This window comes from Nocardiopsis sp. M1B1, from assembly GCF_052466615.1.
In genome coordinates, this window is the sequence record NZ_CP196194.1 from 6,309,755 (window position 1) to 6,331,013 (window position 21,259).

The window sequence follows — 21,259 nt, forward strand, 5'->3', positions numbered from 1 at the left end:
GCCGCTGAGAGCGGCTGACAAAGGTCGAGGGCGGGTCTTCCCACAGGAGGCCCGCCTTCCGCGTGTCCGGACACCGAGGGGCGCCGCGGCCGTGCGCTCCCCCGGACGGGAGCTCCGCGCGGGGACCGAATCCGAGCACCCGGCGAGGCCGGGCACGCGGATAACCGGACACGTGCCGCACCCGGGCGGCGGGTCCCCGGAGGGCGTCCGGCTAGAAGTCCTCGATCCGGTCGTCCATGGCGGTGGTCCGGTCGCGGGCCAGGAAGGTGGCGGCCGCGCCGCCGCCGACCGCCACCACCGCGGCGGTGATCAGCGCGGCGAGCGAGCTGCCCGTGGTCGCCAGGCGGTTGTCGTCCCCGGCGACCTCCTCCGGCCGCGGCGACTCCTCCTCGGGATCGCCCTTGTCGCCCGGGGAGGGCGGGGTGGTCGCGGCGTAGGTGGACCCGAGCGCCCACGCGTCGGCGAAGTCCACCGCGAAGCCCCTCTCCTGGCCGACCTCACCGACCTGCACCCACACGGTCATCCAGCTCCGGCTCCCGCGTCCGTCCCAGTCCTCGTCCTGGTCCCGGAAGGTGGTCTCGTTGGCCTCGAAGCGGATGCGGACGGGCACCTCCAGGGCCACGTCACCGTCCTCGTCGAAGACCTCCAGGACCTCGTCCACCACGGTCCCGTCGGCGTTCTTGCCCAGCGGCCCGGCGGAGACGCCGAACGCGGTCAGGTCGCCGTGGGTGAAGGTCGTCTCGGTCACGCCGTCGTACCCGGCGGTCGCCGTGGCGGTCACGTCCGCGAGGGTGAACTCCACGGCGTTGCCGTCGGCGGACACCGTCTCGGCGGCGGCCCCGTCGAGGAGGAGCACGTCCCCGGCCGCGCTCGGGGAGGGGCTGGAAGGGCCGGAGGGGCTGGGGGAGACGCCCTCCTGCGGTTCGCGCCGGGGGGCATCGGAGGGCTCCTCGCTCGCCTGGGCCGCGTCCTGGTCCCCCGTGTCCGCGGGGGTGTCCCCGCCGTCCCCGGAGCCCTCGTCCCCGGAGCCCTCGTTCGCGGTTCCCCCGTCGGCGGGGTCCCCGCCCGAGGGGGACCTGTCGTCCGCGCCACCGGTGTCGCTGCCCATGTCGCCGCCCGTGCTGTCCGCGCCGTCGCCGTCCGGCGAGGGCTCGTCCCGGAAGGGGGTGCCCTCCGAGGACGGTTCGGCCTCCGGTGAGGGGGAGGGCGGCACGGAGGGCTCGGGCAGGTCCACCTCCGGCGGCACGTCGATCAGCCCCTGGGCGGCGAGGTCGGCGACCTCCATCCGGAAGGAGGCGGTCCGCACGGTGGAGGCGGCGCGCGCGCTGTCGGCGTCGACCACGGTGTGGCTCTCGCCGTCGATCTCCAGGTAGGGGGCCATCGGTCCGAAGAGGTCCTCCGCCGTGGCGCTGCCCTCGGTCTCCCCGCCGAAGCCGGTGGCGGTGGAGTAGCCGGTGACCACGTCGCCGTCGGCCACCCAGGCCTGTGCATTGCCCCAGACGAGCTGGTCGGCGGAGGCGGGGAGCGCGGGCACGGCGCCCAGCACTCCGAGAGCGGCGAACAGGACGCCGCCGCGGACGAGGCGGCGCGCGGTCAGCTTGGCGGGAGACACCACAACACTCCTGTTGTATGCGGGGGATGTCCGACCCGGGGGTCGGCCCGTGCCCGCCGCGGACGGCGGACAGGGTTGCCCGGCCAGCCGGAGACGGCCGGTCGCGGTGTGCGGGGCGGTTCGTGTCGGGGCCTTCCCGCCCCGGGAAGGTGACTCTGTGTCGGGCGGTGTGTGCGGGCGCCCTACGGCGAGCCTAACCTCTGGATCACGAAACGGAAACCGTTCGCCGTGGGCCGATCGGCAGGTGCGCGGGCGCCGACCACCGGTCAACGGAGGCCGCCGCCGCGAAGTTCCGAGCACCCCGGGAGGGGGCGGGAGCGGTCCGGGCGGGAGGGGCCCGGACAAGGGAACGGCCCCGGGGGACGCGTCCCCCGGGGCCGGGTCGGCTCAGCCGACGCCAAGCTCGTGCTTAGCCCTCGCTGGTCTCCGCGGCGGAGTCAGCGGTGTTCTTCTTGCGGCGCGCGAAGTACGCGGCCAGACCGCCACCGGCGGCGATCGCGGCACCGGCCGCGATCAGACCGGCGATCGGGCTGCCGGTCTGGGCCAGGGACTCGGCGTTCTCCAGCTTCTCCGGCTGCGGCTTCTTCTCGGTCTTGTCCTCGGGGTGGGTCGGCGCGGGCTTGTCGTCGCCGTCGTCACCGCCGTTGTCGCCACCGCCGTCGCCGATCTCGGCGGCACCGACGCTGGCGAGGCTCTCGGCCAGGTCCACGTAGTAGAAGGGGGCCTCGGCGCCGTCGACGGTGAAGGTCACCGCGAAGCCGGTGTAGGCGTCGTTCCAGGTGACGCCGTTCTCCTCGTCGGCGTACTCCTCGACGTACTCGTACGACTCCAGGTCGATCAGGACGGCGACCTGCTCGCCACTGTCGAGGGTGACGACCTCGGGGTAGGAGATGTCGGCGACGTCGGCGCTGTGGGAGACCTCGCCGTCCCAGCTCTGGGTGGTCGTGGTGGTCACACCCGACAGGGTGGCGTCGAGGACGATCTCGTCCGAGCCGCTGACCAGCTCGGTGCTCTCCTCGTCCAGGACCAGGGTCTCGGCCTCGGAGGCGGTGGCGGGGTCGGTCTCGGGGGCCGGGCTGGTCTCCAGGGCCTCCGGGGTGTCGGTCTCGCCGCCGGTGCCCTCGCCGCCGGTGCCCTCGCCGCCACCGGTGTTCTCGTCACCGCCGGTCTCACCGCCGTCGGCGCCCTCGCCGCCGGTGTCCTCGCCACCGCCGGTACCGCCGTCCTCGGGCTGACCGTCGTCGACGCCGGGCTCGGTCTCCTCGCCCTCGGGGGCCGGGGACTCCTCGGCCTCGGGCTCCTCGGTCTCCTCCGTGGGCTCGGGCTCCTCATCGAGGTTCTCCTCGACGATCTCCTCCACGTCGGAGACGGTGATCTGGAGGCGGGCGGTGTCCACGGTGGCCGTGGCGGTGACGCCGTCACCGCCGACCGTGGCGCTGCTGGTGCCGGAGAAGGTCAGCCAGTTGCCGACGGAACCGGAGTAGCTGTTGGTGGTCGTGCCGTCGTAGCTGACGGCGACGCCCTCCCAGTTGCCGACGGAGGCGTAGGCCCAGCCGTAGTACTCGGTCTCCGCCGCGGCGGGGAGAGCCGTGGCGATGCTGAGCGCGCCGAGAGCGGCGAAAGCCGCTCCGCCCTGGAGAATGCGGCGCGCGGTAACGCGAGTGTTCTTCAAGTCAATCCTCTTCGGATCGGCCGCAGTCCGCACTGGTCGGACTGCCCTGGATACGCGCGCCACCGGCCGACTGTGGGGGAGTCGTGGAAGCACAGGGCGCGAACCAGGATCGGATGGGGGATGGCGGGAGCAGATAGAAAGCTCACTGCCAGCGGAAACAGGAGGGCGCGGCCGCGACCGCCGGACGGAGGGGGCGCGGGAACCGGGCCGTGGAGTACTTCCCATTTCCTAACCCAGACCTTACATCCCCACAAAGGGGAAATTCCCTCGGAACCCATCACGAAAGGATCACAGAGAAAGACTTCCTCACCCTGAGCGACACTGCAATTCTCCGTGGAAGTTTTTCTCGGAACCGGTAAACCGAACACCGTATGTCGCGTCTTACAAAGGAAGCGCGTCCCCGACAAATGCCTTTGGCGCGTCCGTGGGCAAGCGCCCCGGGTGACGGGCGGCACACCGCCGGGCGGGGCCCGCCCCCGTCGGCCGCGTTCTCCCCCGCGCCCGGACTCCTCATCCCCCGCGCCCCGCTGCCGAACGTCCGAGGGTGACTCCCGGGTCCCCGGAGCGGCTAGGTTGTGGGCATGCCCGTCTCCGCACCGTCAGGGCCCCGGAGCCGCGCCACCCGCGCCCTGTCACTCGCCTCCGTCCTCCTCGCCGCCGTCGCCTGCTCGGCGTCGCCCGGTGCGCCCCCCGGCAGTGACCCCACCGCCGCCCTCCCCCTCCCCGGACCGCAGGACGGCGACGACCGCGAGGCCCCCGAGGGCGGGGAGCAGGAGGGCCCGCCCCCGGGCCGGGGCCCCCTCGGCGACAGCGTCGTGGTCATCGACCCCGGCCACAACGGCGGCAACGCCGCCGCCCCCGACGAGATCAACGCGATGGTCCCCGCCGGGCCGAACGAGAAGGCCTGCGACACCGTCGGCACCGAGACCGCGAGCGGCTACGCCGAGCACGAGTTCAACTGGCAGCTGTCCGTGCTGGTCAAGGAGAGGCTGGAGGCCGACGGCGCCACGGTCGTCCTCACCCGCGAGGACAACGGCGGGGTCGGGCCGTGCATCGACGAGCGCGCGGGCATCGGCAACGAGGAGGGGGCCGACGCGGCCGTGTCCCTGCACGCCGACGGCGGCCCCGAGACCGGTCGCGGGTTCCACGTGATCATGCCGGGTGAGGTCGAGGGCTTCACCGACGACATCACCGAGTCCTCCCGGCTGCTCGGTGAGGACGTCCACCGCGCGTACCTGGAGGGGAGCGGCGTCCCCACCGCCGACTACCTCGCCGACGAAGGCCTGGACGTGCGCACCGACCTGGGCGGGCTGAACATGTCCGACGTGCCCAAGGTGTTCCTGGAGACGGGCAACATGCGCAACCCCGAGGACGCGGCGCTCATGGAGGACCCCGCGTGGCGGGAACGGGCCGCCGACGCCATCGCGCAGGGCCTGGCCCTCTACCTCATGCGGGGCTGAGGGAGGGCGGACAGCGCGACCGCCCGGCCGCCCGCGGCCCTCGTGTCCGCCGGTCCCCTAACGCCCCCGTCCCTCCGCACCCGTGCCGGACCGCCCGCCCCGGGCGTCCACACCCGGCCACGGCGACCGCCGCTGTGGCGGAGGCCGCTCCCCCGTGGGCATAATGCGTCCATGACATCCCCCGCCCCGCGCCCCCTCCCCTTCCCCGGCTTCGACATCGTCCTGCGCGGCTTCGACCGCCACCAGGTGGACGATCTCGTCCACCGCGCCACCTCCACGCTGACCGCCCTCACCGGCGGCCCCGTCCTCACCGACGAGGACGGGCGGGCCCTCGACCGGCCCTCCGCGCCGACGCCCGACCCCATCACCTCCGCGGAACTGGCCGAAGCACCGGTGGACCTGGTCCTGCGCGGGTACGACCGCCACCAGGTGAAGGACCTCCTGTCCCTCCTCGTGGAGCGGCTGGCCGAGGCCGAATCACACACGACCCGGGGATAAAACAGCCCTGCGAACCTCGTCAACTGCACAATGGGGACCATGCCTCTGACACCGGCGGACATCCGCGAAAAGAAGTTCCACACGGTGCGTCTGCGCCCGGGGTACAACGAGGAGGACGTCGACGCGCTCCTCGACCGGATCGAGGCGACGCTCGTCGCCCTGGAGGGCGGCCCGCGCACGGGCGCGCTCATCACGGCCGACGAGGTGCGCAACTCGCGGTTCCGCACCACGAGACTCAGCCCGGGCTACCGGGAGGACGAGGTCGACGACTTCCTCGACGTCGTGGTCGCCGACCTGGCCGGACGCGGCCTCGGCCGCGCCCGGGACCAGTCGCCGCCGCTGCCGCCCCGCCCCGGTGCGGCGGGCGCCTCCGCGCGGCCCCGGCACCAGCGGCCCGGCCCGGACGCGCAGCAGGGCCCGGACGCGCCGCGGGGGCAGGAGGCCCCGTCCCGGCCGCCGCGGCGTTCCGGGATGACCCCGAGGGACGTCCGGGAGAAGCAGTTCGCCACCACCCGGCTGACCACGGGCTACAACGAGCAGGAGGTCGACGACTTCCTGGACCGGGCCGAGTTCACGCTGGACGTCCTCCAGCAGGGGCGGCCGGACCGGGCCACGCTCACCGCCGCCGAGGTGGAGCGGATCCAGTTCAGCACCACGCGCGCGCGGCCGGGGTACGACCCGGCGCAGGTGGACCACTTCCTGGACGTGCTCGCCGAGGAGCTGCGCGGGTACGAGCAGCCGCACTGACGGTGACTCCGGGTGAGGGACCCGGGTGGGACGGCGGACCGCGGGCCGCGTGCGAAACGGGCCGGGGCGACGGCCCCGGACGCGTTCGCGCCCGTCTGCCGGGGTGATCAGGCCACTGGCCGCGGACACGCCGTAGCGCACACTCCCCATCTTCAGGACAGCGGAAAGTAATATTTGGACACAGGAAGTAGTCATCCCCCCGCTGTCCCGCAGACCGCGCCCCGAGGGGAGGCAGGATGTCCCACGCGATGCCGCCGGAGGGGCGCGCCACCGCATGTCCGGTGCACGGCGCGCCCGGCTGCTGCTCCGCCGCCGACGGCGGCCCGAGAACCCGTTCCAGGGAGGGGCTGCGGGTGCTCGGCGACGACGAGGAGGTCGTCCCGGCCTCCGCCCACCCGTGGGAGGCCCCGCTCCTGGCCGCGTGCGTGGGCGCCACCCTGCTGGCGGCGGCGGGGCTGGCCCACGTGGTGTGGTCGCTGTCGGGGTCGTGGCTGTGGGCGGCCGCCGCCCTGGCGGTGGTGCCCGCCGCGCACTGGCAGGCGCGGGGGCTGATGTACGCCCGGCGCAGGGCGGAGTCGGTGAAGATCTCGCCCACCCAGTTCCCCGAGGCCCACCGGATGGTGGTGGCGCTGGCCGCCGAGACGGGGCTGCCCCGGACGCCGGAGGCCTACGTGCGGGTGGGGCCGCGCCGCTGGGGTACCGACGCCGCCGGGCACGGGCTGCGCCGGTACCTGGTGCTGTCGGACGACCTGTTCGACCCGTGCGGCCGAGTCCGCGACCCCGAGGCGCTGGCCTTCCTGGTCGCGCACCAGCTGGGGCACGTGGCGGCCGGGCACACCGGTTTCTGGCGGCGGGCGGCGGCGCTGGGCGGGGAACTGGTCCCGGGGCTGGGCGCCGCGCTGTCGCGGGCCATGGAGTACACGGCCGACAACCACGCCTACGCGCACGTGCCCGAGGGCGCCCACTCGGTGCGGGTCCTCGCCGGGGGCGGCAACCTGTACACGCGGGTCAACATGGGTGAGATGGCGGACCGCGCGCGCACCGACCGGGGCTGCTCGCTGCTGCTCTACCACCTGCTGACCCGCCGACCGGGCAACACCCGCCGCATGGCCGCCCTGCGCGACCGCACCCGGCGCGGCCGGATCTTCCTCTAAGCCCTGCCCTCCGGGCACTGCTCCCGCCCGCCCGGCGGGGTCGGCGCGACGGCGCCGGGCGGGCTCCGGATCACTTCCAGTGGCGGCGCATGGTCCAGCGGTCGGAGGCGAGGTCGCGGGTGATGTCGATGATGCTCGGCTCCCCCGTGTCGGACTCAGCCGAGACGCGGAGCAGGTGGATCTGCGTGGCCGGGACGCCGGGCGCGCCCGGGCGGGCGGGCCAGTCCCCGATGACCCTGCGCACCCGGTAGGCGCGGCCGCGCCAGGTGAACCGGGCGGGGGTCCCGCCCTCGGTGGAACGGACGTCGATCTGCTCGTTCAGAAGACTCACCCCGCCAGCTTATCGAACACCAGTTCGAACAAGTCAAGCGTCGGCGGCCCCTGTCGGGGAACGCGCCGGCGACCGGCGGGTCAGCCCTCCCAGGACCGGTCGTACTCCGGGTGGGTCCGGTACACACCGGCGAGGTACTTGACCGCCAGCCGCCAGGCCAGCAGCTCCGACCAGGGGTCGCCGCCGTCGCCGATCCGGGCCTCGGTGAGGGCGCCCGCGGCTCCCGCGGCCACGAGGGGTTCGAGACCGCGCATGCCCGCCCGGTGGGCCTCGACGTACCCGCGGACGATCTTGCGCTTGGCCGCGACCTCCGCCAGCGCCCGGTCACGGCCGCGGGTTCCCGCGGGTACGGCCTCCGACGCGCGCTCGTCCTCGTCCAGGCGCGCGTTGAGGAACTCGACGATGGTCAAGGGACGACTCCCATCATGTCCACCACTGCCACAGGGCCCGGTGTCGGACCCGTACCGCCTACCCACGGCTCACGTGGGATCGCAGCCCTCGAACTGGGGCACGCTCGTCACGACCTGGAGGCTGGTCTCGCCGAACCAGGTCTCCAGGTACTCCGCGGCGGTGCCGTCCTGGTACATCTCGCTGATGGCCTTGTTGACGGCCTCGCAGGCGCGCACGTCGCCGTGGGGCAGGCCGACGCCGTACTTCTCGTCGGTGAAGGGGTTGTTGACGAACCGGAAGGCGTCGGGCTCCTCGGCCAGGAACCCGGCCAGGATCAGGTTGTCGGTGGACACGGCGTCCACCTCGCCCTCACGCAGGGCGTCGATGCAGGCGCTGTAGCTGGGCGCCTCCCTCTGCTCGATGCCGATGCCCAGGCCCTCTCTGATGCGGACGGCGGAGTAGGAGCCCTCCCCCTGGCAGACGCTGCGGCCCTCCAGGTCGCGCACCCCCTGGATGCCGGTGTCCTCCGCGCGCACCAGCACGTCCTGCTTGGCGACGTAGTAGGGGCCGCCGAAGGTGACCTGGGTCTTGCGGGCGGGGGTGATGGAGTAGGTGGCCACGACCATGTCCACCTCGCCGCTGATCAGCTGCTCCTCGCGGTCGGCGGAGGTGACCCCGGTCACCTCCACGTCCTCGGGGGCGAAGCCGAGCTTGGCGGCGATGTAGAACGCCACGTCCACGTCGAAGCCCGTGATGTCGCCGCCCTCCTCCAGCCCCAGGCCGGGCTGGTCGGTCTTGACTCCGACGGTCAGCGTGTCGGCGTCCAGGAGCGACTCCTCCTCGCCCAGCACCGCCGAGCAGGCGGGCAGCGCGATCACCGCCGCGGCGGCCAGGGCGGCCGCGGCGGCGGTGCGCCGGTGTCGAAACCTCATCGGCCTGTTCCTCGTCTCTGGGGGGTGCGGATCCGGGTGGGGGTGGACTCGGCGCGGGAGGCCGGGCTCAGCGGTACTCGGCCAGTCGGGGGCGGACGCCGATGACGAGCAGGACCAGCAGCAGGGCCGTCGCGGCGGGCAGCAGCCACGTCCAGGGGGTGAGCGCCGAGTCAGCGCGTTCGATGCCCGCGTCGAACGCCTTCTCGTGCAGGTCGGTCAGCTCCGCCAGCGCGGCCTCGTAGGCCTGGAAGGAGCCGTCCTCGGAGTGCGCGACGCCCATGCGGACGTCGACGGCCCCCGACAGGTCGCCCTCCTCGGCGGCCGAGCGCAGCGCCCGGTCCTCGGTCTGGAGGGCGTTGTAGGACTCCAGCACCTCGGCGAGCGCGTCCTCCTGGCCGGGCAGCAGCGTTTCCTGGGCCCGCTGGCCCAGGTAGCCGAGCGTGCCCGGGTCCTCGGGGTCGGAGCCGTCCGACCCCGGCAGCTCCGGGTAGGCGGCGACCACGCCCCCGATCTGCCCGTAGTACGCCTCCAGGTTGCTGGCCGGGCGGTACAGCACCTGCTGCGCCCGCTCCAGGTACGTCAGCTCGTAGTTCTCGGCCATGTCCCGGTCGAGCAGGTAGCGGCTCTGGTCCGCCTGCATGTCGGTGGAGATGGCCCCGGCCCGGGACAGCGCCATGGCCGCGTCCAGTCCCTCCTCCTTGGCGTCGCGCTGGTGCCCACCGCTGGCGGTGAGGACGAGGACCACCCCGCCGGTGAGCAGGACGGCGACCGCCGTGGCGGCCAGCAGGGGCGCGTTGAACCGGCGCCGGAACCGCACGCGCAGGTACAGCTGGAGGCCGATCAGCGCGGCGGCGGTGACCGTGCCGACCGCGCCCACCCAGAACATGCCGAGCGCCACGGAGGACTGTCCCTCCTCGTGGTTGGCGCGCACGATCGCCGACGAGTCCAGCCCCAGGTTGAACGCCTTGGGCAGCAGTTCGGCGTGCATCAGCCGCGTGGCCTCGCGGTAGGTCTCCAGGGCCGCCCCGTCCACCCGGCCGGGCGGGGCCTGCGCCTCGTCATTGAGCAGCCGCGCCTCGCCGGCGAGCTGTTCGTAGGCGCCCATCCCGTCCAGGACGGCCTCGACGTTGCGCTCCTCCACGCTGTCGCCCTCGGTCAGCGAGGCCGCCTGGAGCAGGGCCTCGTTGGCCCGGGCCCGGCTGGCCTCGTACCCCTCCAGGGCATCCTCGCGGCCCGAGCCCAGGTCGTGGTCGGTGCCCATGAGCAGCACGTCGGCCACGCGGGCGTCCATGTCCGCGAGCGCCAGGTACAGGTCGGTGGTCGCCAGGGCCTGGGGTCCGGCGTCGTCCCCGAGCACGCGCAGGCCGTCGCGGGCCTGGCCGAGGGTGGCGGCCGCCGAGCCGAACAGCCCGAGGACGGCCAGCACGCACACCGAGGACAGCAGCCAAACCCGGGCCGGGGTGGTCGCGGCCCAGCGGCGGAATCCGGAGGCCCGTTCACGGGAGCCGGACCCGCCCCGCCCGCGCCGGGGCGGGCGGGAGCCCTCGCGCTCGGGTGCCGGGGTCTGCGGGGGCTGGCCGCCCGGCACCGCGGGGAGCGCGCCGTGCGGGGGTTCCGGCGGACTGGTCGCGGTCCCGCGCGGAGCCCGGTCGGGGGTGGGGGGCGTCAACGGGGTTCACCCCTTCTGCAGGATGATGACGGTCCATGCGCCGACGTAGATCCGGTCGCTGTCATTCAGGGGAACCTCCACGTTGGGGGCGATGGGGTTGGCGGTCCCGTTGACCGTGGTGCCGTTGGTCGAGCCCGGGTCGAGGATGGCCCAGGTGCCGCCGGGCTTGGCGACCAGAATCGCGTGGACGTGGGAGATGGCCGGGTCGCCGCCCGGGCCGCCCAGGTCGATCTCGGGGGTGAAGCCGCGCGTGGCGCTGCGCCGTCCGATGTGCACCCTGTCCCCGGTGAGCGGCACCCGGCGCTGCGTGCTGCCCCTAGGGAAGGAGATCTGGTCGGGGTCGAGCATGCCCTGGTGGACCATGTACTGGTAGTAGGCGGGGTCGGCGACGACGACCGCGCGCCAGCGCGCGCCCGTCCGTCCGTCGTCCGCGTGCGTGCGCCGGTGGTCGTCGGAGCGCGAGGCGAAGTCGTATCCGCACTCCTCGCAGAACCGGCCCGCGCGGTAGGTGCCGCACTCGGGGCAGGGGCCTCCCCTGGGCGGGGTCACCGGACGCGGCGGCGCGGGGGGTCGCGACGGGGCCACGGGGGGTGTGGGCGGTGTCGGATGGCGGTGCGACGGGGGCCGCGACGCGGTGGAGTAGGCCTGGAGGCGCAGCCCGCAGACGTCGCAGAAGTCGGTCGCCGTGGAGCGGTGCCCGGAAGGGCAACTCGGCATGGGTCCCTCCTACCCGGGTGTGGGGGCACCGCCGGTGTCCGGCCCGCTCTGCCGCGGCCGGGTCCGTACGGTCCGGGTCGAGTTGGTGTCCAGGGTCATCTCGTCGACCTTGCTGACACCGGGCTTGAGCCGGACGGTTCCGGTGACGGGGTCGGCCACGTCGACGACCCTGCCGAGGAGCCTCGCGGTCTCCTCGTTGCCCGACTCGTGGGCGAGTGCGACGGCGCGACCCAGCCGCGTGGTGGCGGTGTCGTCGTCGCCGTCGCGACGGGCCGCGAGCCCGTCCTGGATGGCCCGGGCCAGTTCGACCTGGCCGGTGTAGTGGGCCACGCGGGGGTTGATCTCGGTGGCGCGGTCCTCGTCGGCGGTCCACTCCGCGAGGATGTTGCCCGAGGCCAGGATCTGCTCCTCGGCCCCGGCGGTCGCCGGGAGCACCACGCGCACCCAGCCGGCGCGCAGTTGGCGGCCGGGGGTACCGGGCGGCACCTGGACGCAGACGTGGTAGTCGCGGCTCTCGGTGCCCCAGGACCCCGTGGGGTAGTCGCCCGACTGGGGCACGCGCTCCACGCCGCGGCCGGTGAGGTCGCTGACGGTGGGGGCGACCTGTTTGACGTGGCGCACGACGGCGTTCTGGGGCGTCCACAGCCGCAGCACCACGTCGGCGACGGTCTTGCCCATGGAGGCCTGCGCCATCGCCCGGAAATCGGCCACCATGTCGGCTGGATCGGCGATGATGCCGGGGCCTCCGCCGAGCAGGGCGGAGTCGATCCGGCGCAGCTCCTCGACCTTCCAGTCGGTGCCCACGCCCCGGCAGTCGCAGACGAAGGAGCCCGTGACGCGGTCGAGCGCCTGGGCGAAGACCGCGGCGGGCTCGTTGTTCTGGCCGTCGGTGAGCAGGATGGCGTGCTTGATGCCGCCGTCGACGGTGGCGAACAGCTCGGCGGCCCGGGTGAGCCAGGAGCCCATGCGGGTGCCGCCGTCGGCGCGCAGTCCGTCGATCGCCTCCGCGGCCTCGGCGCGGGTGACGGCGTCGGCCCGCACTATCCGCCCGCCGCCCTCGGGGAAGAGCACGGAGGCGTCGCCGTTCCCGGCGACCACCGCGAAGTGGACGCCCTCGCGCAGGGCGCCCACGGCGGCGCGGGCGGCCCGCTTGGCCGCGTCGATCTTGGCGCCGTACATCGAGCCGGAGGTGTCCACGATGATCACCTCGGCGGCGCGCACCGAGTCCCCCACCACCACGGAGGCGGTGGAGGTGACGCTGACGATCGCGTGCACCTCGCGTCCGCCCACCGGAAGGAGGACGTTCTGGTCGACCTCGATCCGAAAGCCCGGTTCGGCGGCGCGCTCAGTCGTGTCGGGCACGGGGACCCCCAGCGGGCACGGGAACGATCACGACGGTGATGTTGTCCTTGCCGCCCGCGTCCAGGGCGAGGCCGACGTAGGCGCGCGCGGCCTCGTGCGGTCTGGCCCCCGCCCCGGGGACGGCGTCGGTCAGCGCCTGCGCCTCGGGGAAGTAGTTCCACAGGCCGTCGCTGCACAGCACGACCGCGCCGGGGCCGGTCGGGGTCACGGTGGAGATGTGGGCGTCGATCTCGCCGGAGTCGGCACCCATCCACGCGACGAGGGCGTGCGCGTTGGACGAGCGCATCGCCTCCTCGCGTGAGAGCGCGCCCATCTGCACCATCGCCTCACTCCAGGAGTCGTCCCTGGTCAGCAGGGCTGAAGCGCTGGAGGTGGGGCCTCCGGAGAGCCAGTAGGCGCGGCTGTCGCCGACCCAGCCGACGGTGACGGTGCCCGCGGCGGGGTCGTACACCGCCGACACGAAGGTGCACGCGGGCGCGGAGCGGGGCGAGTCGGCGATCCCGGCGACCGCCTCGGCGGCCCGGATCATCGCCGCGCCGGTGGCCTCGCGGGGGTCGGCGCCCTGGCTGACGCGTTCGGCGAGGACGGCCACTCCGGTCTCGGCGGTGACGCGGGAGGCCTCGTCCGAGCGCGGCGAGCTGGACACCCCGTCGCAGACCACGGCGCAGACCACGCCGGGCGCGCGGGGGTGGTCGGCGTCGATCACGCGGATCGCCATGGCGTCCTCGTTGCGCCTGTGCCGCAGCCCGCGGTCGCTGACGCCGACGGCGGAGCGCGTGCGCACCTCGACGTGGTCGCGCCCGGTGGGCTGGAGGAGGCCGCACCGCTCGCAGTAGCCGTCGCTGACCGTGCCGGGGCACCAGGCGCACAGGCCGGGGTTGGCGGGCCGCACCGGGTTGCTCCCGGTGGCGGGCGGCGGCCAGTCGGGGACGGCCTCCGGCTCGGCGGCCCGGGGCGGGGAGGACGCGAACGAGGGCAGGCTGTCGCGGCGTATCGGCTGGGTGACCATGGAGTCGGCCGCGTGCGGGGCGGCGTCGGGCAGCGCCTGCGGCGGGGGCGCGTCCCGCCCGCCCGTGTCGAGGGAGCGCAGGCTCACCTGCGGAGCCGTGGGGGCTCCGTCGTCGGGCACCAGGCCGGGGCGCGCGTCGGCGCCGGGCGGCACGGCCCCGGACCGGCCCGGGGCCTCCCCGGTCCGCGTGCCGCCGTCGGCCCCCTCCCGGGACCACCCGCCGGGCGGCACGGCTCCGGCAAAGCTCGCCTGCGGGGCGGTGGGCATTCTGTCGGGGTGCCCCGCGTTCTCGGCCCCCTCGGGGAGGGGGCGTCCGCACCCCTCGCAGAAGGCGTCCTCCGTGGACACCCTGTCCGAGCAGGCGGGGCAGGTCCGCACCTTGGTCATCGCCGTTCCCTCGTTCCTCACAGCAGCGTCACGGGGCGTAGGGAGTTGGCCCTGTCGACGAGCTCATACCGTTCCGACGGCGCGACGGCGCGCTGGGCCAGCGCGCGGTAGCGGCGCTCCAGGTTGGCCCGTACACCGTTCTCGGTGAACGGGGCGCCGAGGAGCCCCTCCCCCGCCGGTGCCCCCGCACCCGCGCCGAGCCAGCCCAGGGCCGACTCCAGGACCCGGACCGCCAGGCGGTCGGCGGACTCGCCGTCCAGGCCGATCCGCTCCAGGCGCCGTCCGGCCTGCACGAAGTCGGCGGCCGCGGTGCCCTGGTGGTGCGCCGCGAGCACGGCGATCAGCGCGGTCTGGGCGTGCACGTGCAGCCGCGACAGCTCCGGGACCGTGTCCAGGACGGCGGTGGCCGCGGCCCGGTCCCCCTGGGCCAGGCGGATGCGGGCCAGGCCGAACGCGGCGCTGACGAAGGAGTGGTCGGTGTTCCAGACCGCCCGGAACAGGCGGGCGGCGGTCTCGTGCTCGCCGGTCCGCTCGCAGGCCAGGGCCAGGGCGAGCTTGGGCGCGAGCTCCCCGGGCAGGTGGTCGTACAGCTCGTCGAAGTGGTCGCGGGCGTCGCGGAACCGGCCGGTGCTCAGCTCGGCGACGGCCAGGTACCACATGGTGCGCCAGTCGCCCGGGACCACTTCGCTGAACCGCTGGAGGACGTCCATGGCCTCGCCCTGGCGGCCGACGGTGACGAGCGCGCGGACCAGCATCAGCAGGGTCTCGGGGGTGGGCGAGGGCATGGCGCGCAGCGCGGGGACGAGTTCCTCGGGCGGCAGGGTCTGGAAGCCGCGCAGGTGCTGGGCGGCCGGGTCGGACTGGTCGATGAGGGGTGCGGGCAGCAGCGCCGCCGTGTCGGTGGGCGGGGGCGCGAGGAGCATGCGGTCGGCGTTGTGGGTGCCGGGGTCGGGTCCGGCGGCGGGGTTCTCCGCGCCGAACAGGGCCGAGGGGGCGGGGTGCGGCGTGCCCTCCAGGTCGGAGAGCACCTCGCGCAGGACGCCGGTGAGCTGGTCGGCCATGTCCTCGGCGTCGTGGAAGCGCAGTTCGGGCTCACTGTGCGTGGCGCGGCGCAGCAGCCGGTCGAAGGACTCGTGGCGCTGGAGCAGCGGCACGGTCTCCCGGGGCGGGATGCTGTGCGGGTGGTCGCGCATGAAGCTGAAGCGGAAGCTGAGCACGGCCAGAGCGCGGCCGACCGAGTACAGGTCGGCGCTGACCGTGGGGCCGGGGCCGCGCAGCTCCTCCTCGGGCACCCGGTACCCGGGCGTGGTGTAGACGGGGCTGACGGTGTCGTCCATGCGCCGCACGCCGCCCAGGTCGATCAGCTTGATCTGCTCCTCGCTCTGGATGACGTTGTCGGGTTTGAAGTCGCAGTAGAGCAGGCCCCTGGAGTGCAGGTAGCCCAGGGCCCGCAGGACCTCCAGGCCGTAGGCGATGACCTGGTCCGGGGGCAGGACGGCGTCGGGGTCGTCCTCGCGGCGCTCGATGAGCAGCTCGCGCAGGGACTTGCCGCCCACGTACTCCATGACGATGTGGCCGCCGGGGATGCCGGTGCGCGGGTCGGGGTGCTGGGAGAAGTTGATGATCTTGACGATGTTGGGGTGCTCGACCTCGGAGAGGAACGCGCGCTCGGCGGCGGCCGCCTTGTGCGCCTCGGCGTCACCGGCGTTGAGCAGGCCCTTGAGGACCACCCAGCGGTCGTTGACGTTGCGGTCGCGGGCCAGGTAGATCCAGCCGAGGCCGCCGTGGGCCAGGCAGCCGAGCACCTCGTACTGGCCGCCGACCAGGTCCCCGGGGGAGAGCTTGGGCGTGAAGGAAAACTGGGTCCCGCACTTGCGGCAGAAGCCCTCGGTGCGCCCGGGTTGGTCGCCCTGGGCGCGGCCGACCCGCTCCCCGCAGTTGCCGCAGAAGCGGTTCTTCTCCGAGACGACGGGGTTGTCCATGACGGCTTCGGAGGGGTCCCGGTAGGGGACGATGGGCACCTGGACCATGCCCATGCCGAGCATGCCGCGGGAGGAGCGGCGGCTGCCGCGCCCGGCGCCGCTGCCGCCGGTGCCCGAGGTCGCGGAGACGCTGCCGGGGCCGGAGCGGCCCGAGAGCCTGACGTTGCCGGAGAGGGGGTGGGAGTGGACGGGGTCGCCGCTGAGGGGGTCGGCGGAGGAGTTCGTGCGGAGCGAGGGCTGCGGGCCTGAGGCCGGCGGCACGGGTCGCAGGGGGGCGGGGCCGCCCGGGGGAGGGACGTCCGCGGGGGCCATGCCGCACACGCCGCAGAAACCGTCCTCGACCCGGCCGGGGCAGCCGGGGACCGTGCACTTCGTCATCTGTTCGCACCACCATCGCTCTCGCCCTCTGACGCGTCCGGGCCCGGTGTGGTTCTGTTCACAGCGGAATCGTTTCCGCCGAGTTCGTGGAGCGCGCGCTGGTACACGGAGAGGGCGACCGTGGCCGCGCGCAGGTCGCAGGGCGCGGTCCACAGCGCCCAGTGCGCCGTGCTGTGCAGACTGGCCAGCCGCGGGTCCTCGGCGACGCCGAGCCGGACCGAGCGGGAGTGGTAGGCGTCCAGGCGTCCGCGCAGTTCGGCGCGGCGTTCCAGGAGGCCGGTGAGGTTGGCCTCGCGCTCCCGGGCGTCGTCGGCCGCCTCGCGGACGGCGCGCTGGACCTCGCCCAGGCGGGCGCCGAGTTCGCGCCACCGGCCCCGGGCACGCAGTGCGTCCATGGCGTCGATGCGGGCCCGCAGCCCGGGGACGGGGTCGGGCACGCCGACCGCGGCGGGCGAGGAGACCTTGGCCACCACCTGTTCGCGCAGCGCGCGGGTGCGCTCCACGGCCCTGCCGACGTCGTCGATGGCGAAGCCGAGCCGCTCGACGCTCTCGTCGTAGGAGTCGCGCATGCGCAGGGCGTCGCGGAGCTCGCCGCGCACGCGTTCCAGCCGCAGGCGCAGCCGTTCGAGGGAGGACGTGTCCACACGGCCGTCCTCGACGAGCGCGAGGGGGTCGCGTCGGACGGTGGCGCCGACCGCGGCCAGGTCCACGCGCAGGGACTCGTGCTCGTCCTCGGCGAGCTCCACCATGTCGGAGAGGGTGCCGATCTCGTGCCACATGGCGTCGAGCTCGCCCAGGCGCGGGTGGAGGGCGTCCCAGGCCGTCTCGGCGGCCGAGATGACCTCGGTGGCCTCCTCGTAGTCGGCGGACATGCGGGCGACGGCGGCGGCGAGGCTGACCGACTCGCTTCCGGTGTGGAGCAGTCCGCGCTCGCGCAGCGGGACCTCGCCGGCGGGCAGGGGCACGGAGTCGCCGTTGAGCAGGGAGGTCAGGGCGGCCTGGTCCTCGGGGCCCTGCGCGCGGTCCCGGATCCGGCCCGCTCTGTCCACGACGCCGCGGAAGGCCTCGTAGACCGCCCACAGGCTGCGGATGTGCCCGCTGGCCTGCTCCCAGCGCCGCCGGGTGCGCCCCACGAGGTCGGCCCCCTGGAGCATGCGGTGGCTGACGTGGCCGTCCAGGTCAGCGAGGTTGAGGGAGATCCGGTCGGCCTCACCGCGCACACGGTTGAGCGCGTGGTCGATGCCCTCCCAGCTCATGGGCGGCATGCTCGCCCCGGACGCCCTGGCCACCTGCCGCCTTCCTCCCCGGCGTCCACGCACGCTCCCCGCAGCCGTCGGGGCGTGGACGGTCAATGGTCCTTTACCTAGACACGAGTCTGGCCCCCGCTTTGGCGAACTACAAGAGAAAGCCCGGTTTACGGCCATGAACGGCCACTGGTGCCCCGTTCACGGTCCAGAAGGCGCATCGTATGACAGAGGCTTCGTTTTATCACTCCCGTCACTCCCGTCGCTTCGTGCTCTCCCGTCGCGGTTTCGGAGGTCAGGCCCCGTCCAGGGCCTCCAGGACGAAGCGGGCCCGTTCGGCGACCGGTACGCGCGGCAGCTCCACCAGCTCGTAGCCGCACGCCGGGTAGGCCTCGGTCATCGCCCGGTGGGTTCGCTCGGCCTCCTCCGGGGACTGGTGGCGCTCGGCGTCGCCGGTGAAGATCTCCGGCCACGGCGGGGCCACGAAGACGCGGCGGTGGTAGCGGAACCGGCGGGCCGCCTCGGTGACGTGCCCGGGGACCGGCAGGCCGCGCAGGCGGAGGTAGCCCACCAGGTCGGGGACGCCCCGGTCGCAGAAGACGGGGCCGGGCAGGGACGAGGCCTCGCGGTGCGAGCGCATCTCCCACGAGAGCATGAGTTCGGCGAACAGGGCGTCGTCGCGCCAGGCCAGGCCCCGGCCGCCGATCTCGCGCTGGTCGCGGATGACGGCGCGCCCGGCCTCCGGGGTGCGCGCGTACCCGAGCGAGGCCAGGTGGTCGATCAGGGTGGTCTTGCCCGATCCCGGGCCGCCGGTGACGACGACGAGGTGGTCCATGGTGCTCCGTTCGGGGGCGGGGCCGGGCGGAGCCCGCCGTGTCGGCCCCGCCCTGCCCGGTGGTCGCGACGTGTCGTCGCGGTACGGGGATGCCGGAACGCCTCCGGCCCGTCGGCGGGGCGCCCGGCCCGGGTGTCCCGGGCCGGGCGCTCTCCGGGGACCGGCGTCGGCCGGACCAGGCTCAGGCGGGCAGTTCCGCCTCGACCAGGTCGGCCGCGTAGGAGGTGCCGGCGGCCTGGAGCCGGGCGCTGATCTCCGCGAGGCGGCGGGCGACCTCGGGGTCTGCGGTCAGCTCCAGCAGGGCCGAGCGCAGCCGTTCCGCGCTGGCGTCCTCGGTGTCGATCCTGCGGGCGACGCCGAGTTCCACCAGCCGGTCGGCGTTGTCGAACTGGTCGACGGCCTGCGGGACGGCGATCATCGGCACGCCGGTGTGGAGGCCCTCGCTGGAGCCGCCCATTCCGGCGTGGGTGACGAAGGCGTCGGCCTGGCGCAGGACGGCGAGCTGCGGCACCCACGTGTGCACCTCGACGTTGTCCGGCGCCTCCCCCAGTTCGGCGGGGTCCACGTGCTTGCCGATCTGGAGCACCACGTGCCAGCCGGGCAGGCCCCCGAAGGCCTCCAGGCAGGCGCGGTAGAACCCCGGCTGGTTGGTGAAGGCCGACCCCAGGGAGACCAGCAGGACGTTGTCGGCGTCCGCCGGACGGACCCATTCACCCTGGTCGGCCCGGTCGCCCAGGCACGGCCCCACGAAGGTCACCGTGTCGGCCACGGTGTCGGCGAAGGGCTGCATCTCGCGCGGGATCAGCGCCAGCGCCCGCTCCGGCACCCCGGCGAAGGAGGAGTGGTCGAGGCCGGTGACGCCGTTGTCGGCGAGCCAGGCGTCGAGCTTGGCGTAGTGCTCCTCGGCCCCGGGCTGGGCCCGCAGCCACTTCAGGACGGTGTCCTCGTAGTCGGCCCAGGCCACGTAGGTGGGCGAGAGCTGCACGGAGGGGATGCCCCAGTTGACGGAGAGGACCCGGGCGGCGAACCCCGAGATGTCGTACAGGAACAGGTCGGGGCGGTCTCCGTCGTAGGCGGCGCGCAGGGCGGGCAGCTGGTTGATCGCCTCGTCCAGGAAGATGTCCATGCCCTTGATCGGGTCGTCCGGCCAGGTGCCGTCGCCGGTGGGCAGGACGGTGGCGTAGGGGACGAGTTCGGCCCCGGCGCCGGTGATGGTGTCGGCCAGCAGGGGGTCGTTGGCGTAGGTGACGCGGTGGCCCCGGTCCACCAGCTCGCGGATGACCTCCAGGCTGGGCAGGACGTGGCTCACGGTGGGGGTGCCGACCATGGCGATGTGGGCACGGCGGTTCATGGTGTTTCTCCAGAAAGGGGCGTTCACGGGTAGGGCGAGGGGGCACCGGGCCCCGTGGCGGGGCGGGTGCGCCGCGGCGTCGGTGACGCCTGTCGCTAGCCGTAGATCTGGAGGTGCATGCGCGCCATGCTAGCCAGGCGGTGGGAGTCGCGCACCCGCTTTTCGGCGCGGCCCCGTGGACCCGGCGAAGCACTCTTTTCCACGCGATCCGGTGACCCCGGAGAAGCGCCCCTTTCCACGCGGTCCCGTGGATCCGGAGAATCTCCCCGTGGCCTTGGGGCGGCTGCCGTGGCCGCCTCCGTCAGCGCCGTCCGCCTCGCGGTCCCGGCACGGAACCGGCCCGGCCGCCGGGGAGCCGTCGCCCGTCCGCGCCCGCACCGGGTTCGGGTCGACCACCCCATGGACGCGGTTCCACCTGCGGCGCCCGTCCGTACCCGCGCGGGGACCCGGCGCCCGTCCGGTGAGCCGAGGGACCTCAGCGGGGTTCGTCGGGGCGGCCCTCGTCGCCCGGGGCCCGGTGTCTGCCGCCCGGCTGGTCGTCCCAGCCGCCGCGCCCCTCCCTGTCGTCCCACTGGTCCCCGGAGTCCCCGGGGTCGCGCTCACCCCAGCGGTCCAGGTCGTCGTCGTGGGAGGCGCGGTCGGCCCGGTCGGCGCGGTCCTCCAGGAGTTCGCTGGGGCGGTCCCCGCGGTCGTACGGGTCCGCGGGCTCCTCGGGCTCGCCGAGACCGGCGAAGGCCGGCGCGTCCTCCGGGGGCAGGAAGGCCTCGGCCGCGCCCCGGAGACGGAACCCGGCCACGGCCATGACCGCGCCGAAGATGACCGCGTACATCGCGATCACGAACATGATGGCCTGCGCGCCCTCCAGCGGCCAGAACCACAGCAGGAGCCCGAAGACGACCGAGAGCGCCCCGACGAAGACCAGCAGCCATTCGGAGCTGATGTGCGCGCGCAGGCGGATGGCGGTGACGATCTCGGCCACGCCCGTGACCACGGCCCAGACGCCGACGACGAACACGAGCGCGACGATCGCCGCGACCGGCCAGAAGAGGGCGATCACCCCCATGACGGCGCTGAGGACCGCCTGGACGACCAGCGGGACCCGCGCCCCGGGCGACGAGCGGTAGGCCGCGTACCCGAGGGCAGCGGCGTCGACCAGCGCGTAGACGCCGAAGACGATCGCCAGGACCACCAGGGTCTTGCCCGGCCAGACCAGCGCGACCAGACCGAAGAGGACCGCGGCGACCCCCCGTAGGACCACCAGCCACCAGTTCCGGCTCAGCTCGCCGAGCAGGTCACCGGTCCACACGTACCTGACCATCGTCGCCCCCTCCTTCGCACGGCCCCGTCCGGTGACCGCACCCTGCCCCTTCCCCCGGCGTCGCACAAGGACGACAGCGGTCCGCAAAAGGCGGGAAAAGGCAGCCCGTACCGGTCATACCCGGACGCATGGGGGGCCGAACAGCGCGAACGCGCCTGTGGACGAAGCAAGGGAGCGCCCGCCCCGTCTGACGCGGGCGGGCGCTCCTGTG

At 74.2% G+C, this 21,259-nt stretch carries 18 protein-coding genes; 4 read left to right on the plus strand and 14 right to left on the minus strand.

Annotated features, from left to right (window positions below; genetic code table 11):
• Nucleotides 1–211: 211 nt before the first annotated feature.
• Nucleotides 212–1,612, minus strand: coding sequence for a hypothetical protein (locus tag ACSTA4_RS27380; protein ID WP_444961589.1), 1,401 nt, complete (start codon nucleotides 1,610–1,612; stop codon nucleotides 212–214).
• A gap of 409 nt (nucleotides 1,613–2,021) precedes the next feature.
• The gene (locus ACSTA4_RS27385; protein WP_444961590.1) at nucleotides 2,022–3,284 is read right to left on the minus strand and encodes an LPXTG cell wall anchor domain-containing protein; all 1,263 of its coding nucleotides are present in this window, start codon (nucleotides 3,282–3,284) and stop codon (nucleotides 2,022–2,024) included.
• A 581-nt stretch (nucleotides 3,285–3,865) separates the two neighbouring features.
• Here ACSTA4_RS27385 and ACSTA4_RS27390 point away from each other — a divergent pair.
• From ACSTA4_RS27390 to ACSTA4_RS27405, 4 genes are all read left to right on the plus strand, one after another.
• Entirely contained in the window at nucleotides 3,866–4,744 is an 879-nt protein-coding gene (locus ACSTA4_RS27390) for an N-acetylmuramoyl-L-alanine amidase (RefSeq protein WP_444961591.1), read from the plus strand.
• Nucleotides 4,745–4,915: 171 nt separating this feature from the next.
• Nucleotides 4,916–5,242 (plus strand): hypothetical protein, encoded by a 327-nt coding sequence (locus ACSTA4_RS27395; RefSeq protein ID WP_444961592.1) that lies wholly within the window; start codon nucleotides 4,916–4,918, stop codon nucleotides 5,240–5,242.
• A 30-nt stretch (nucleotides 5,243–5,272) separates the two neighbouring features.
• Nucleotides 5,273–5,989: a DivIVA domain-containing protein gene (locus tag ACSTA4_RS27400; RefSeq protein ID WP_416023879.1), complete on the plus strand. Its 717-nt coding sequence runs from the start codon at nucleotides 5,273–5,275 to the stop codon at nucleotides 5,987–5,989.
• Between the two features lie 236 nt (nucleotides 5,990–6,225).
• Nucleotides 6,226–7,143, plus strand: coding sequence for a M48 family metallopeptidase (locus tag ACSTA4_RS27405; protein ID WP_444961593.1), 918 nt, complete (start codon nucleotides 6,226–6,228; stop codon nucleotides 7,141–7,143).
• 70 nt (nucleotides 7,144–7,213) lie between these two features.
• Here ACSTA4_RS27405 and ACSTA4_RS27410 read toward each other — a convergent pair whose 3' ends face one another.
• The 12 genes from ACSTA4_RS27410 to ACSTA4_RS27465 form a co-directional block, all read right to left on the minus strand.
• Nucleotides 7,214–7,474: a DUF6504 family protein gene (locus ACSTA4_RS27410; protein WP_444961594.1), complete on the minus strand. Its 261-nt coding sequence runs from the start codon at nucleotides 7,472–7,474 to the stop codon at nucleotides 7,214–7,216.
• Between the two features lie 80 nt (nucleotides 7,475–7,554).
• Nucleotides 7,555–7,884 (minus strand): DUF6221 family protein, encoded by a 330-nt coding sequence (locus ACSTA4_RS27415; RefSeq protein WP_444961595.1) that lies wholly within the window; start codon nucleotides 7,882–7,884, stop codon nucleotides 7,555–7,557.
• A 69-nt stretch (nucleotides 7,885–7,953) separates the two neighbouring features.
• Nucleotides 7,954–8,796 carry a glutamate ABC transporter substrate-binding protein gene (locus ACSTA4_RS27420; protein ID WP_444961596.1) on the minus strand — a complete coding sequence of 281 codons (843 nt, stop codon included), beginning with the start codon at nucleotides 8,794–8,796 and terminating at the stop codon, nucleotides 7,954–7,956.
• A 67-nt stretch (nucleotides 8,797–8,863) separates the two neighbouring features.
• Nucleotides 8,864–10,465 carry a hypothetical protein gene (locus ACSTA4_RS27425; protein WP_444961597.1) on the minus strand — a complete coding sequence of 534 codons (1,602 nt, stop codon included), beginning with the start codon at nucleotides 10,463–10,465 and terminating at the stop codon, nucleotides 8,864–8,866.
• Nucleotides 10,466–10,471: 6 nt separating this feature from the next.
• A complete protein-coding gene (locus ACSTA4_RS27430; protein ID WP_444961598.1) occupies nucleotides 10,472–11,182 on the minus strand; it encodes an FHA domain-containing protein in 711 nt (236 codons plus the stop codon).
• A gap of 9 nt (nucleotides 11,183–11,191) precedes the next feature.
• The gene (locus ACSTA4_RS27435) at nucleotides 11,192–12,544 is read right to left on the minus strand and encodes a VWA domain-containing protein (RefSeq protein WP_444961599.1); all 1,353 of its coding nucleotides are present in this window, start codon (nucleotides 12,542–12,544) and stop codon (nucleotides 11,192–11,194) included.
• On the minus strand, nucleotides 12,528–13,940 hold the full coding sequence (locus ACSTA4_RS27440; protein WP_444961600.1) for a protein phosphatase 2C domain-containing protein: 1,413 nt from the start codon (nucleotides 13,938–13,940) through the stop codon (nucleotides 12,528–12,530). The genes ACSTA4_RS27435 and ACSTA4_RS27440 overlap by 17 nt, the downstream gene beginning before the upstream one ends.
• Nucleotides 13,941–13,957: 17 nt before the next feature.
• Nucleotides 13,958–16,300, minus strand: a complete 2,343-nt coding sequence (locus tag ACSTA4_RS27445; RefSeq protein WP_444961601.1) for a tetratricopeptide repeat protein — start codon at nucleotides 16,298–16,300, stop codon at nucleotides 13,958–13,960.
• Nucleotides 16,297–17,565: a hypothetical protein gene (locus ACSTA4_RS27450; protein WP_444964286.1), complete on the minus strand. Its 1,269-nt coding sequence runs from the start codon at nucleotides 17,563–17,565 to the stop codon at nucleotides 16,297–16,299. The genes ACSTA4_RS27445 and ACSTA4_RS27450 overlap by 4 nt, the downstream gene beginning before the upstream one ends.
• A 274-nt stretch (nucleotides 17,566–17,839) precedes the next feature.
• The gene (locus ACSTA4_RS27455) at nucleotides 17,840–18,379 is read right to left on the minus strand and encodes an AAA family ATPase (protein ID WP_444961602.1); all 540 of its coding nucleotides are present in this window, start codon (nucleotides 18,377–18,379) and stop codon (nucleotides 17,840–17,842) included.
• 181 nt (nucleotides 18,380–18,560) lie between these two features.
• The gene (locus ACSTA4_RS27460) at nucleotides 18,561–19,730 is read right to left on the minus strand and encodes a macrolide family glycosyltransferase (RefSeq protein ID WP_444961603.1); all 1,170 of its coding nucleotides are present in this window, start codon (nucleotides 19,728–19,730) and stop codon (nucleotides 18,561–18,563) included.
• Nucleotides 19,731–20,205: 475 nt separating this feature from the next.
• The gene (locus tag ACSTA4_RS27465; RefSeq protein WP_444961604.1) at nucleotides 20,206–21,048 is read right to left on the minus strand and encodes a DUF308 domain-containing protein; all 843 of its coding nucleotides are present in this window, start codon (nucleotides 21,046–21,048) and stop codon (nucleotides 20,206–20,208) included.
• Nucleotides 21,049–21,259 lie beyond the last annotated feature (211 nt).